Below are 14,360 nucleotides of genomic sequence, written 5' to 3'. Positions count from 1 at the left end.
ATGATGAATACACAATTGCGTCCAGTCGGTGTCATTGGTACAGGTAAATACGTACCGGAAAAGATTCTGACGAATCATGATATGGAAAAAATGATGGATACCAATGACGAGTGGATTGTCTCCCGTACGGGAATTCGCGAGCGTCATATAGCGGCCCCTGAAGAAGCGACTTCGGATCTTGCATATGAAGCGGCCAAAACAGCAGCTGCATCTGCAGGCATTTCACCAAGCGATATTGAGCTGATCATTGTTGCGACCATAACTCCGGACAGTGCGTTTCCTTCGACGGCTTGCATTTTGCAGGATAAGCTGGGAGCCAAGGGAGCTGCTGCGTTCGACTTGTCTGCAGCCTGCTCCGGCTTTGTATATGGCCTGGCTACGGCAACAAGCTTTATTCAATCGGGAATGTATAACAACGCGCTTGTTATCGGTGTTGACTGCTTGTCTCGCATTACGGATTATACAGATCGTAATACGGCTGTTCTGTTTGGAGATGGAGCGGGTGCTGTTATCTTGGGAGAGGTTCCTGAAGGCCGTGGATTCAAATCCTTCGATCTGGGTGCAGAAGGTGCCGGCGGGCCGCTGCTCAATATCCAAGCGGGCGGTTCCAGACTGCCAGCATCTGAGACTACGCTGGCTAACAAGCAGCACTACATTTATATGAACGGTAGAGAAGTATTCAAATTTGCAGTACGAGTAATGGGAACAGCAACGATTGATGTACTGGACAAGGCAGGACTAACCAAAGAAGATGTCGACTTGTTCATTCCGCATCAAGCCAATATCCGTATTATTCAGTCTGCAATGCAGCGTCTTGAGCTTCCTGAAGATAAAGTCGTCATTAACGTTGATAAATATGCGAATACTTCCGCCGCCTCCATTCCATTAGCACTGGTAGAGGCGGCTGAAGAGGGCCGGATGAAGGCAGGAGACACCATTCTAATGGTTGGATTCGGCGGCGGTCTGACTTGGGGAGCCTCCGTGCTTGTGTGGTAATAACTTACCATCAAGGCATTACAAGGTGCTCACTGCGAGTTTTTTTACTCTAGATCGATAAAGGAGCAATGAATAGATGGGGAAAATCGCTTTTGTATTTCCGGGTCAAGGCTCACAGGCCGTTGGGATGGCGAAAGATGTATATGATAACGTAACGTCCTCACGCCATGTCTTTGAGACAGCGGACGAGAAGCTTGGTTTTTCGCTGAGCTCGCTGATCTTTGATGGTCCGGATACCGAACTTAAACAAACGAAAAACACACAGCCAGCACTTTTGACAGCAAGTATTGCTTTATATGAAGCTCTGCGTGAGAAAGGAATTACCGCTGATTATGCAGCTGGACACAGCTTGGGTGAATACAGTGCGCTGGTCGCAGCGGGCGTGATATCCTTTGAGGATGCAGTTGCTGTGGTTAGGGCAAGAGGGACTTTCATGGAAGAAGCCGTTCCGGGCGGACGTGGAGCTATGGCTGCCGTGCTCGGGGCTGATCGTGATCAGCTTGCGCAGCTATGTGAGAAAATTTCCGCTCAAGGGAAGGACTCTCTCGTAGAGTTGGCGAACCTTAATTCACCGGGACAGATTGTGGTATCCGGTCTTAAAGACGGTGTGGCACAGCTGATCGATCGTGTGAAGGAAGCTGGAGCGAAACGAGCTATTCCTCTTGAAGTCAGCGGTCCTTTTCATACTTCACTGATGAAAGAGGCAGCCGCTAGACTTGGCGATCAGCTCTCCTCTGTAGAGCTTCGTGATGCGAGCATACCTGTGGTAGCAAATGTGACCGCTGAGCCCGTAACGGAGGCTGAAGTGATTCGTGAGCTTCTGGTGCAGCAGGTATATTCTTCTGTCAAATGGGAAGATACCGTGGAATGGCTGATTGATCAGGGCGTAGACACTTTCGTGGAAATTGGCCCTGGCAGCGTACTCAGTGGACTGATCAAGAAGGTAAGCAGAACAGTTACAGTATATAACGTAAACAGCCTGGATAGTTTGAATGCCCTTGCTGCTGAGCTGAAATAGTTAGCACAACATCATTCTAAGCAGGTATATTTGGGGAAAGGAGGAACAACAAGATGACGACTACACTACAAGGCCAGGTTGCTCTAGTCACAGGTGCATCCCGCGGAATAGGGCGCAGTATCGCTCTAGCTCTGGCAGATGCAGGTGCTGATGTTGCGGTGAACTATGCGGGCAACGAAGCCGCTGCGGCCGAAGTTGTACAGCTTATAGAAGCCAAAGGGGTAAGAGCCATCGCGATTAAAGCGAATGTAGGCATTACGGCTGAAGCAGACCAATTGGTGAAAGAAACGCTGGACCAGCTGGGCAGAATTGATATTCTGGTGAATAATGCAGGTATTACTAGAGATAATTTAATCATGCGTATGAAGGAAGAGGAGTTCGATCAAGTGATCGAAACCAATTTGAAGGGCGTCTTTAATTGCCTCAAAGCGGTGACTCGTCCCATGATGAAACAGCGCTATGGTCGAATTATCAATATTTCATCTGTAGTGGGTGTGCTGGGTAATCCAGGTCAAGCCAACTATGTAGCTGCCAAGGCAGGAGTCATTGGTCTTACTAAATCCTCAAGCCGGGAGCTGGCTTCCCGCGGAATTACGGTGAACTGCATCGCTCCTGGATTTATTGAAACCGAAATGACACAGGGCTTGTCTTCTGAACTCGTAGAAGGTATGCTGTCAGGGATTCCGCTCTCAAGGCTTGGACGCCCTGAAGAAGTGGCAGGAGTTGCTCTATTCCTTGCTTCGGAGTCTGCATCCTATATGACAGGTCAAACCCTGCATGTGGATGGCGGTATGTACATGTGATTTTGCCCGTAATTGAAGCATAGATGAAGTGCTTGTTCGCCTTCAATTCGAAGGTGATGTAGGCTCTATGGCATTTTACGATTGATTCTCGTATAATACGGAAAGGGAGGTGAACCGGATGTCCGACGTATTGGAACGCGTAAAACGTATCGTAGTAGATCGTTTAGGCGCTGACGAAGCTGAAGTAACATTGGAAGCATCATTCAAAGATGATTTGGGTGCTGACTCTCTAGATGTTGTTGAATTGGTGATGGAACTCGAAGACGAGTTTGATATGGAGATCTCTGATGAAGATGCAGAGAAAATTACGACCGTAGGTGAAGTTGTAAACTACATACAATCTCATACCTAAGTCATTTAGAGGAGGCTCCGTGAGTTAAGCAGGTCTTATCTCATATGGAGCTTCCCCTCCAATTTTGCAAACCAAAGGCATAAAGCCCTTATGAAGGCCCATTTTATAGGTGTTTGTTATCTTAACGACATGTATAGAATGGGTTTCATTACATTAAAATCTGTTAATTGCATAGCAATATGCAGTCGATATAGAGGTGAAATGAATTTGAAACAAAGAGTTGTGATTACAGGCATGGGTGTAATGACCCCGATTGGTAAGGACCTGGATACGCTATGGAACAGTCTGATGGAAGGTAAATCTGGAGTATCGCTTGTCGAAGCCTTTGATGTGAGCGACTACAACTCCAAGATTGCAGCTTCTATTAAGGATTTTAATCCAGAAGATTACATGGAGCGTAAGGATGCGCGCAAGATGGACCGCTTTGTTCAATTTGCTGTTGCAGCCGGAGGTCAGGCAATACAAGACAGTGGACTGCAAATCGGAGAGAATATAGATGCTGAACGAATCGGTGTATCTGTAGGCTCGGGGATTGGGGGTCTCGGTACTTGGGAGGACCAGCACAATATCCTTTTGGAAAAAGGCCCGAAGCGGGTAAGCCCATTCTTCATTCCGATGATGATTGCGAATATGGCATCAGGTCAGCTGTCGATCAGCTTTGGTGCGAAGGGCCCTAATACAACACAAGTCACGGCTTGTGCTACAGGAAGCCATTCCATTGGAGATTCCATGCGAATGATTCAGCGTGGAGATGCCGACGCCATGATCTGCGGCGGGGCAGAAGCTACCATTCGTCCAACAGGTATGGCAGGATTTAATTCCATGCGTGCGATGTCAACCCGTAATGATGAGCCGGAAAAAGCAAGCCGTCCATTTGACTCGGATCGCGATGGCTTTGTCATGGGAGAAGGCGCTGGAATTCTGATTCTTGAATCCCTGGAGCATGCGCTTGCACGAGGTGCTCGTATTTATGGTGAGGTAGTCGGTTATGGCCTGTCTGCGGATGCGAAGCATATGACGGATCCAGATCCGGAAGGCGGCGCACGCAGCATGAAGATGGCGATCAAGGACGCTGGTATCAGCCCTGAGGATGTTGATTATATCAACGCTCATGGAACATCAACGCCGGTTGGCGACAAATCCGAAACAGAAGGCATTAAGCTTGCTCTCGGTGAACACGCCTATAAGGTGGCAGTGAGCTCTACCAAATCGATGACAGGTCATATGCTTGGAGCAGCGGGTGGTGTTGAAGCGATCATTTGTGCACTGGCACTTCAGAATCAGAAGATTCCTCCAACCATTAATTTGGAGAATCCGGATCCTGCTTGTGATCTGGATTATGTACCGAATGTTCCGCGTGAAGCTGAACTGGAATACACGCTTTCCAATTCCTTCGGATTCGGCGGACACAATGCAACTGTAATTCTCAAAAAATATGAATCATAAGGGGTCCGATTCGATTGAATGCAGATCTGAAACAATTAGAGCGCAAACTTCAAATCGAGTTTAACAATCGCAAATTGTTAAAGCAGGCCTTTACTCATGCTTCATATGTAAATGAGCACAGATTCAGTCAAAGCCAGGATAACGAACGACTCGAGTTTCTCGGGGACGCTGTACTTGAGCTGACGGTATCAGAGTATCTATACAATGAACATCCTAATCGTCCGGAAGGAGAACTCACCAAGATGAGGGCCGCACTTGTACGCGAGCCCTCACTCGTGAAATTTGCTGAGGCTTTGGAATTCGGCAAATATGTACTTCTGGGCAAAGGGGAAGAACTGACAGGAGGCAGGAATCGTCCTGCTCTCCTGGCAGATGTCTTCGAATCATTTATCGGTGCTCTTTATTTGGACCAAGGCCTTGCTGCAGTGAAGAAATTTTTGGACAAGCACATCTTTGCCGGCCTTATTGTGGAAGGCGAACTCGTGCTTACTGATTTCAAGACTGAATTACAGGAATTGACTCAGCATCATAATATGGGTGTGCTCGAATATCGAATTGTTGAGGAAAAAGGCCCTGCTCACGAGAGGGAGTTTGTCTCCGAAGTTTATATGGGCAGTCAGAGATTAGGCCGTGGTAACGGCCGCTCGAAAAAGGAAGCTGAGCAAAAGGCGGCACAAATCGCATTAAGTACACTGAAGCTGCCTTAGGAATCGATTGGCAGACTGTTTTAGCGGATTCTTAAGGTATAAGAAAATCTAACGAAGCAGTGAGATCTTCTTATATCTTAAGAACAAGAAATCAGCCGTTTATTTGGCGGCCTGTCTTTTCTTACAAACGAAGAGCAAAGAGCAGCCCGCTTTAGTTGTCAGGCTAATGATGAATGGGAAGGACTGCTTTTTGCTCTTCTTTTTGTTGCTTTGAGGATGGTGGATTCATTCCGAATGAAGATATGTTATGCTCGTAATATGTAGAAGAAATGGACTTCAAGAGACGTTTCCCCTACAATAATAACGGATGTACATACCCGTGTAGGACCGTGGCAAGAAGCTTGGAGGTGTCAAAAACAAGATGTATTTAAAACGTATAGAGCTGTCAGGCTTTAAATCGTTTGCCGATCGAACAGAGATGGAATTCGTTCGCGGTATAACCTCTGTTGTAGGCCCCAACGGGAGTGGGAAGAGCAACATTTCTGACGGCATCCGTTGGGTTCTTGGAGAACAGAGTGCAAAATCACTGCGCGGCGGCAAGATGGAAGACATTATTTTTGCCGGCAGTGATACTCGTAAGCCAGTAAATTTTGCCGAGGTATCACTGACCTTGGATAATGAAGATCATGCCTTATCTCTGGATTTTGGTGAAGTCACGGTAACACGCCGTGTTCATCGCAGCGGGGATAGTGAATATTTTATTAACAAACAGTCCTGCCGACTTAAGGATATTACGGAGCTGTTCATGGATACCGGTATTGGTAAAGAAGCTTATTCGATTATCGGACAAGGGCGGATTGAGGAGATTTTGAGTACGCGCTCCGAGGATCGCAGAGGTATCTTTGAAGAGGCATCCGGTATTGTTAAATATAAATCACGTAAAAAAGATGCCGTGCGGAAGCTGGACGATACAGAGCAGAATTTGCTGCGGATACATGATCTGGTGACGGAACTGGAGGATCAGATCGGACCCCTCAAGGAGCAGTCTGAGAAGGCGAAGCATTATAAAGAGCTCAGAGCAGAATTGAAGCAGCAGGAGCTGTCTTTATACGTGTATCAGATCGAGCAGATTCATACGGCCTGGAGTGAAGCGACGGAGAAGCTGCAAGAGCTTAAGGAACAGCAGCTGGAATTATCTACGATCGTATCTAGACATGATGCCATACTAGAGCAGGATCGGACAGAGCTTCGTCAGGTAGAAGAGGCCGTGGAGCGCCTGCAGGGCGAGCTGCTGCACTACAGTGAGGCTACCGAGAAAAGTGAAGGGTACCGTGAGCTGCTCAAAGAACGGCTGAAGAATCTCGAAGCGAACCGGGAGCAGCTGCTCAATTCCTTGAACGGAAGTGAGGAGCGCTATGCGGAGCGTGAGGCTGAGCTGGACGGTCTTAAGAGCAAGCTGGCTGGACTGCAGCAGGAGCTTGATGAGCTGCGTGAACAGCTGTCTGCCGAGGAAGCGAAGCTGGTTGGCGTAACTGGAGGGATCAGTCAGGAGCAGGAGGAGAGCCTCAAAGGTAACCTCTTGGAGCTGATGAACCAAATGGCTCAGGCACGTAATGAGATTCGATATGCCGATCAGCAGAAGGAAGCAATCGAGCGGAGACTGAACCGTGCTGGTGAAGAATCAGACAAGTGGGAGCTTCAGAAGACAGATCTTCTTAAACGCAAGGGAGAGCTTACTCAGCAGATTGAGAAGATGGGTGCGGAGATCAGCTCATTGCGCAATGGATATATTACGGAAAGTGAACGGCTTCAATCGCTGCAGAAGCTCTTATCCGAGAGTCAGAGCACGGTTCGAAAATGGGAGCAGAAGCGTGAGGCACAAGTTTCAAGACGCGATACAATGAAGGAAATGCAGGATGACTTTGATGGGTTTAACACGGGTGTCAAGGAAGTTCTCAAGGCATCCAGAAAGAATGTGCTTCATGGTGTCCATGGTGCGGTTGCAGAACTGATCAAAGTACCTGAGCGAGTAGAGATGGCCGTTGAAACTGCGCTTGGAGCATCGCTCCAGCATGTGGTCATGGAGAATGAAGCTGTCTCCCGCCAGGCGATCTCCTTCCTGAAGCAGCGTCAGCTTGGCAGAGCGACTTTCCTGCCGCTGGACGTAATCAGGCCACGCGCAATCGGTGCTTCAGATCGAAATATGATCTCTGAATTGCAGGGGTTTGTCGGCGTAGGTGCCGAGCTCGTGCAGTTTGATTCAAAGTATGAAGCTATTGTAGGAAGCTTGCTCGGTAACGTAATTATTTCGGAGAATCTGGAAGATGCGAACCGAATTGCGGCACGCTGTCAGTATCGTTATCGTGTCGTTACACTTGAGGGTGATGTGGTCAATGCAGGCGGCTCCATGACCGGGGGCAGCCAGTACCGTAAGAATTCAAGTCTCTTGTCCCGTAAACGCCAGCTCGATCAGCTGGATCACGATATTATGGAGACCGAGAATCAGATTATTAAGCTGCATCGAAGTCTGGAAGAAGTGAAGGCGCAGATGGAGCAGTGTCAGATCAGTCTGGACACGCTTCGTCAGGATGGCGATGAGAAACGGGCAGAAGAGCAGCAGGCCTCACTGTCGCTCAAACAGCTTGAACATGAGCTGGCGCATGTGCTTACCCAGGTTGAAGCTGCAGGTGCGGAGAAATCTGGCTTCAAGGACGAAATCAAAGCACTTGAAGATACCCGTGCAGCTGCTGAACAGTTGCTGGTGAAGCTGGAGGAAGAGGAGAAGGCGACACATCAAGCCATTCACGCTGCCGAGTTTGCGCGCAAAGCGAATGAATCTGCCAAGGAGGAGCTCCAGAACTCGCTGACGATATTGAAGGTTCGTGAGGGCAAGCTGGATCAGGAGCGCTTCTCTGTAGAAGAGCAGGTCCGTAGAATGGAGCGCGAATACGAGAATTCGGACAAGGAACGGTACCGGAATCGTACGATGCTGGCCTCTGTGGAAGCAGATCTCAAAACCAATGCAGAGGAGAGCGTCAAGCAGACGGAGGACTTGAACCGCTATCGCCTCAAGAAGGAGGAAGCTTCCAAGGAGCTGGATTTCAAGCGTGCAGCCAGAGCCCAGCTTACGAAGAAGCTTGAGCTTGAAGAGAATGAAACCAAAGAGCAGCGGATCAGCCTGAAGGCCTGTGAAGATGAGCTTCGTCAGACGGAGATCAGTGTCAATCGTCTGGATGTGGAGCTTGAAAATATTTTGAAAAAGCTGAATGACGAATACGAGCTGTCTTATGAGCTTGCGAAGCAGCACTACTCCATTCCGGAAGATATTGAAGGCAGCAAGGCGGAAGTGCAGAAGCTGAAACGAAGCATTTCTTCGCTGGGAGAAGTGAATCTCGGCGCGATTGAGGAATATGAACGTGTTAATGAACGTTATCTCTTCCTCAGCGAGCAAAAGGATGATCTGGTTGAAGCCAAGACGACACTTTATCAGGTCATTAAGGAAATGGAAGATGAAATGTCTAAACGCTTCAAGACGACATTTGATGCAATTAAGCGTGAATTTGGCACGGTGTTCTCGAAGCTGTTCGGCGGAGGTAGAGCAGATCTGATTCTGAATGAACCGGACAAGCTGCTTACGACAGGAATTGAGATTGTCGCACAGCCGCCGGGCAAGAAGCTCCAGAATCTGCAGCTCCTCTCTGGTGGCGAACGAGCCTTGACCGCCATGGCACTGCTGTTTGCGATTCTCCATGTTCGCCCGGTGCCATTCTGTGTTCTGGATGAAGTCGAGGCAGCGCTGGATGAAGCTAACGTCGTTCGTTTCGCTCAGTACTTGCGTGAATTCTCGGAGCAAACCCAGTTTATCGTTGTAACGCACCGCAAAGGAACGATGGAGGAAGCGGATGTGCTGTATGGTGTTACCATGGAAGAGGGCGGCGTATCGAAGCTGGTCTCGGTGAAGCTGGAGAATGAGGAAGCAGAAATTGCTTAAGTACGGAATCCAATTCATAATTCCTTCTCGTGATGAGTTATGTATTGGATAAAAGTATTGTAATTCTAAGTTGGAGGGAACCTATGAGTTTCTTTAAAAAGCTGAAAGAAAGTATATCAACAAAAACAGAATCGGTAACGAATATTTTTAAAGATGGTCTCGAGAAAACACGTAAAGGCTTCGTTGAAAAGGTATCCGATCTCGTTATCCGCCGTAAGAAGATTGATGAGGAATTCTACGAGGAGCTTGAGGAGATCCTGATCGGTGCCGACGTAGGTGTCAACACGGTTATGGATTTGATTGATGATCTGCGTGCCGAAGTGAAGAAACGGAAGATTCAGGATGCGGCTGAGCTGCAGCCGGTGTTGTCCGAGAAATTAACTGCGCTTCTGCGTTCAGAGCAAAATAACAGTCTTAACATGAATAAGGATGGCATCACCGTAATCCTCTTTGTTGGTGTGAACGGTGTAGGCAAAACAACGACGATTGGCAAGCTGGCCCACCGCTTTAAGAATGAAGGCAAGAAGGTTCTTCTTGCCGCAGGAGATACATTTAGAGCAGGCGCTATTGAGCAGCTGGAAGTATGGGGACAGCGTGCAGGCGTGGATGTGATCAAGCAGCAAGCTGGATCTGATCCAGCGGCCGTTATGTTTGATGCGGTTCAGGCGGCGAAGCAGCGCGGTGCTGATGTTCTTCTCTGCGATACGGCGGGAAGACTTCAGAACAAAACAAATCTGATGGAAGAGCTGAACAAAATCTTCCGTGTCATTCAGCGAGAAATTCCAGGTGCTCCGCATGAAGTGCTCATGGTCCTTGATGCAACTACAGGACAGAATGCATTGAGCCAGGCCAAACTGTTTGGAGAGAAGAGCGGGGTTACTGGTCTCGTACTCACGAAGCTGGACGGCACTGCTAAGGGTGGTATCGTTATTGCGATTCGTCAAGAGATGGATATTCCCGTCAAGCTTGTCGGACTTGGAGAGAAGGCAGACGATCTGCAGCCATTTGATTCGGAACAGTTCGTACACGCCTTGTTTGCAGGATTGATTCAGGATGCCGAGACTGAAGAAGCAGACAGTGAAGTGAAATAATGCAGCGTGAGCTGAAATCATAAGAAGAAGACCGTTTCCATTAAAAGGATTCGGTCTTCTTATTCATATTAGTGCTATATAGCTTCTATATCGTTCTTAGCTCATATCCTATACGGCCAGAACACGCACGAGCTCAACTGAAGACAATGGAACCACAGCCACATCCCCAGGCGGCCCGTAAATAATCGGTGGTATTTGCAGGACAAGCGTTGTCTCATCAATGGAGATGAGCGTTCCGTCCAAATAATCGTTAGCCGTCAGTACCTCTACCTCGCTTCCCAAGAAGCCGCGAATCATATCTCTAAAATTCATATCAAGTACCTCCTTAGACTTAGTGGCATATGCAAGCTTAGAGCAGCCTTTTTATTGAGCAACCGATATTTGTGAGAAAGGAATGATGACGATGTCACCGCTCGTTTCGCGAATCTCAACGGCATCCTTACCAACCGCAAGCACCGTACCAAGAACAGTAACGCTGCTGGTGCTGATACTGATGTTTTGACCCATTTTACTCTCCAGAAATTGCTGCAGCGGTGGATTCGCGACGATTCCAGAGCGGACCTCGGTTTCCAATTGCTCGATACGAGCATTAAACATGTCTACTCTTTCCGTCAATAATGCCTGCTGGACTTCCAGCTGCTTGATTCTTGCCCATATACGGGAGTGAAAAAAGAAACACATCGCTCATTGACCTCCTTGATGTTATCTATTCTAGTGACTCTATTTCCGACACGAGCTGGGTTAGCTCGGAATTGCTCTCATGCTCGGCCTGACGAATAAGCGGCAGTGCAGCTCTAACTTCCTCAGGACCGTTCTTAATAAATCGGTTAATGATATCTTCATAGATTTCAAAGGGCTGTGCGTAATCGCAATAGTAATGATTCAGATGGAAGCGCGACAGCAGATGCTTCACCTTCCCCATCTTACTGAAGGCAAGTACAGGTACTCCTGCCCGTAGTGCCACGAGAGTGGGGTGCAGCTTGTAGCTGATCAGATAATCCATGGACTGAATCACGTTATAGGTGATGTCTGTTTCCAGTAAGAGGGATAGCGTCTGAACCGACGCAGCACTGTCAATCTCCTTCATTTTTTGTTCAAGCAGCTTGCAAGTGCTGTAATCCGAGAAGCTGTTCGAAGGATGGTTAATGACAGGGATAAGCACGATATGGAAACCCTCTGTGCTTAGCCTAAGCAGCAGTTGAACCATGGCTTCCATTGGAAAAGAAGGGTAGGAGAACAGACAAACGCCGATCGTTTTTCGAACAGAGAATCGTTTCACGGGGAACGGATGCTGCTGGTAAGCAAAGACCATATCCTGTGCCGTTTCAGGCGTTGAATGAAGCTTCGCGATCGTGGCCAGCTCTTGTGATTTCTGGTCTCTAAAAATGGCACGTCTTGCCTTCTGAATGTACTGCTTGTGGAGCTCGACCTGATCTGCCGGCCACGTCTCAGGAGGATACGTATCCACGATCCCGACCCCATACAGCCACATGGGGTGCTCGGACAGGGCTGCCGGAAAATAGTAGCTGCTGAATTTATAGGGAGTAATCAGATCTCCGCCGCCAATGATAACAGCATCCACCCTTGCAGGATCCATATAACCATTCCAAGGAAATAAGGTATGCTTGCTAAAAGCCTGCTGCAACGTTTTGAGAAACAGATCATCTCCGAAATTCCCCATGCCGTAATACCCGCTAGCTGCAATTTTCATATCATTTCACCTCCTTCTCCAAATGTTCCTTCCACAATGGATAGAGCGGCAAATGCTGCTGGCTGATGCTTCTCGGATGAATGACTCGGTGATATACTGTTTCGTCTGTCTGTACATATGAATCGTGCTTGAGTATTTTTTGGCAGAGAGCAATATCCTCAAATATTCTTCCATAAAGGCCAGGCAGCACAGTCCATCCGCCTACATACTGAAGTGCCTTCATGCTATACATGCGGGGAACAGGAGGGTGAGCATGGCTGGCAGATTCGAGCTTCCCGTCAAAATAGTCCGTATCTCGGTAATACAAATCACCATGCTTACTGCGGCGCCACACTCCGCATCCACCTGTCACGAGACCTGAATCTGGATGTAGTGAAATGACGGTTAGCAGTGCTTCAAGAGCGTTTGTCGCAAGCCAGTCGTCACCGTCCAGCTCTAGCACATAGGTTCCGTTCGCATGCTCAAGCAGATGATTCATCATTACTGCCTTGCCTTCATTCGTATTAGAGTGAAGGACTCGAATGCGTGAATCCATCGTGTAATGGTTAATAAGCTCGGCCGTATTGTCCGTTGAAGCGTCGTTGCCGATGAGGAGCTCCCAGTTCGGATAGGTCTGTGCAAGCACGGAGCGGATTGCCCACTCTACGGTTTTGCCCATATTAAATACACTTAGCATGATGGTTGTGAGCGGTGTATGGTCGAGCGAGTTCAACGAATGGGAAGGCACAGGGGGAGTGGTGGAACGTCGTATTACCGAAAGGATGGGATGACAGGAGCTTTTATCGTTGCAGTTGCTAACAGTAGGAGGAGTAGCGAGAACATAATTCCTATGCTGCTGCTTGGCAGACATGAACATAGGCTGGAGTGCTTCAGACAGGCGGGTTACACGATCCAACGACGAGCAGCGGGCGTGCAGTTCACAGCCCAGCCAGAAGGCGGAGGGCAGAGATCGTACATGACCTGTATCTGAAAGAGTGAAGCATTCCTTCCGAAAAATAAAGCGGTCTCCTGGGCAAACGACACAATGGGTATCGGGAGATAGTTCGTGCAGTTCGGCTTCAAGCCGCATCTTGTTGTGATCGGATATATGAAGAGCAGCGGGAGACCATACGAGCCATTGTGCAGAGCACTCTAATAAATGGTCACAAATCGATTGATATAAATGGAGAGCGTTGTTGTTATGTGCGGCTGTTCGTTTGCTGAAGGCTGCGCCCGTAAGGTAGACGGTATATTCGTTATTCATGTAATCCTTTGCGCTGAAGGGTTTCTCGTATCACTACATCTGCTGCTTCTCCGCGCTGAACCCAAGTATTCTCTCTTGCATAGGCAATTCGTGCTAATCTTGCTGCAGGATCCTCCTGTTCAAAGAGCATTTGCCCCAGCTTGCCAATAAAATCCTCGTGAGTCGTTGCCGTAGTGACATACGGTTCCATCCGAATACATTCCGGCAGTGCGGTAGAGAGGACTTTGACTCCAGTAGCCATGTATTCATAAGCCTTCACGGGATTAGTGGCGAGGGTGATGGGATGATATAGGAAAGGTATGACCGCAACATCGATATGCTGTAAATACTTCTTCAGCTCACTATGCGGCTTCTCTCCCAGAATGTGAACATTCGGCAGGGTGCCGTAACCTGGAATGTCCCCGTAAGGTGCACCAATAGAGACAAACTGCACATTCGGATATTGCTCCGCTGCCTTCGCAAACAATGCATGATCGACCCAATAAGCCCAAGCGCCAATATAGGCGACCGTTGGACCTGCAGGAAGATCATGAGGTCTATGAACGGCAGGAGTATCAAACATGCTGGCATCCGCCGCATTAGGAATAAGAGTGATGGGTTTGTCAGGGTAGGCTAACGATAAACGTGTGCGGATTGTTTCAGCGGTTGCAACCAGATGATCGGCAGATTCAACCATCCGATGCTCGTATTTTGCCCAATGTGGAAACTCGTCACAGCAATCATAGATAACGGCATCCGGACGATAGATCGATGCAAGCCTTGTTCTCTGCTTAGCCCAGGTCGTCCAGACGACAACGGGATGCTCTTTTCTTAATTTGTCCAGATGTCTCTTAACAAACGAATGGTGATCGGTAAACAAATGTACACCAGGTTCTACTTCCTCCAGCTGACTGTTCATGGGTGCAAGATTCTCGAAGAACACATGGTGCCCTCTGGCTCCAAGCTCAGTCATCAGCTGCTGCGGTCGCTGCCGCATAAACTTCCAGTTCATTGTCTTAGGATAGATGATAACTGCCATGCGATGGATAACCTCCTTAGTCGTCACTCTAATTACAGGTTATG

At 48.3% G+C, this 14,360-nt stretch carries 13 protein-coding genes; 8 read left to right on the top strand and 5 right to left on the bottom strand.

Going from position 1 to position 14,360, the window contains the following annotated elements:
- The 8 genes from BLW49_RS02560 (at position 1) to ftsY (ending at position 10,344) form a co-directional block, all read left to right on the top strand.
- Entirely contained in the window at positions 1–996 is a 996-nt protein-coding gene (locus tag BLW49_RS02560; protein ID WP_371264510.1) for a beta-ketoacyl-ACP synthase III, read from the top strand.
- A gap of 76 nt (positions 997–1,072) precedes the next feature.
- Positions 1,073–2,014: an ACP S-malonyltransferase gene (gene fabD / locus BLW49_RS02555; protein ID WP_076311187.1), complete on the top strand. Its 942-nt coding sequence runs from the start codon at positions 1,073–1,075 to the stop codon at positions 2,012–2,014.
- 53 nt (positions 2,015–2,067) lie between these two features.
- Positions 2,068–2,817, top strand: coding sequence for a 3-oxoacyl-[acyl-carrier-protein] reductase (gene fabG, locus BLW49_RS02550; protein WP_090723015.1), 750 nt, complete (start codon positions 2,068–2,070; stop codon positions 2,815–2,817).
- Positions 2,818–2,935: 118 nt separating this feature from the next.
- On the top strand, positions 2,936–3,169 hold the full coding sequence (acpP, locus tag BLW49_RS02545; protein WP_025334828.1) for an acyl carrier protein: 234 nt from the start codon (positions 2,936–2,938) through the stop codon (positions 3,167–3,169).
- A 207-nt stretch (positions 3,170–3,376) separates the two neighbouring features.
- Complete coding sequence (fabF, locus tag BLW49_RS02540; protein ID WP_076311185.1) at positions 3,377–4,615, top strand: beta-ketoacyl-ACP synthase II; 1,239 nt, start codon at positions 3,377–3,379, stop codon at positions 4,613–4,615.
- Positions 4,616–4,629: 14 nt separating this feature from the next.
- The gene (gene rnc, locus BLW49_RS02535) at positions 4,630–5,322 is read left to right on the top strand and encodes a ribonuclease III (RefSeq protein WP_047909760.1); all 693 of its coding nucleotides are present in this window, start codon (positions 4,630–4,632) and stop codon (positions 5,320–5,322) included.
- A gap of 361 nt (positions 5,323–5,683) precedes the next feature.
- Positions 5,684–9,253, top strand: a complete 3,570-nt coding sequence (gene smc / locus BLW49_RS02530) for a chromosome segregation protein SMC (protein WP_090723014.1) — start codon at positions 5,684–5,686, stop codon at positions 9,251–9,253.
- A gap of 83 nt (positions 9,254–9,336) precedes the next feature.
- Positions 9,337–10,344: a signal recognition particle-docking protein FtsY gene (ftsY, locus tag BLW49_RS02525; protein WP_090723012.1), complete on the top strand. Its 1,008-nt coding sequence runs from the start codon at positions 9,337–9,339 to the stop codon at positions 10,342–10,344.
- A 108-nt stretch (positions 10,345–10,452) separates the two neighbouring features.
- On the opposite strand, the gene BLW49_RS02520 is transcribed toward ftsY, so the two are convergent.
- Genes BLW49_RS02520 through BLW49_RS02500 form a run of 5 tightly spaced genes read right to left on the bottom strand, consistent with a single transcriptional unit; the run spans position 10,453 to position 14,316 of the window.
- Complete coding sequence (locus BLW49_RS02520) at positions 10,453–10,656, bottom strand: hypothetical protein (protein ID WP_047909757.1); 204 nt, start codon at positions 10,654–10,656, stop codon at positions 10,453–10,455.
- A 51-nt stretch (positions 10,657–10,707) separates the two neighbouring features.
- Entirely contained in the window at positions 10,708–11,025 is a 318-nt protein-coding gene (locus tag BLW49_RS02515) for a hypothetical protein (protein ID WP_090723011.1), read from the bottom strand.
- A gap of 25 nt (positions 11,026–11,050) precedes the next feature.
- Positions 11,051–12,055, bottom strand: a complete 1,005-nt coding sequence (locus BLW49_RS02510) for a polysaccharide pyruvyl transferase family protein (protein ID WP_090723009.1) — start codon at positions 12,053–12,055, stop codon at positions 11,051–11,053.
- Between the two features lies 1 nt (position 12,056).
- Positions 12,057–13,298 carry a glycosyltransferase family 2 protein gene (locus BLW49_RS02505; RefSeq protein ID WP_090723007.1) on the bottom strand — a complete coding sequence of 414 codons (1,242 nt, stop codon included), beginning with the start codon at positions 13,296–13,298 and terminating at the stop codon, positions 12,057–12,059.
- Positions 13,291–14,316 (bottom strand): glycosyltransferase, encoded by a 1,026-nt coding sequence (locus BLW49_RS02500; RefSeq protein ID WP_090723005.1) that lies wholly within the window; start codon positions 14,314–14,316, stop codon positions 13,291–13,293. The genes BLW49_RS02505 and BLW49_RS02500 overlap by 8 nt, the downstream gene beginning before the upstream one ends.
- Positions 14,317–14,360: the final 44 nt, after the last annotated feature.

Source organism: Paenibacillus sp. PDC88 (genome assembly GCF_900106725.1).
Classification (GTDB): Bacteria; Bacillota; Bacilli; order Paenibacillales; family Paenibacillaceae; genus Paenibacillus; species Paenibacillus shunpengii.
Note: the sequence above shows the minus strand (reverse complement) of the source record. Positions and strands in the feature narration are given on the sequence as shown.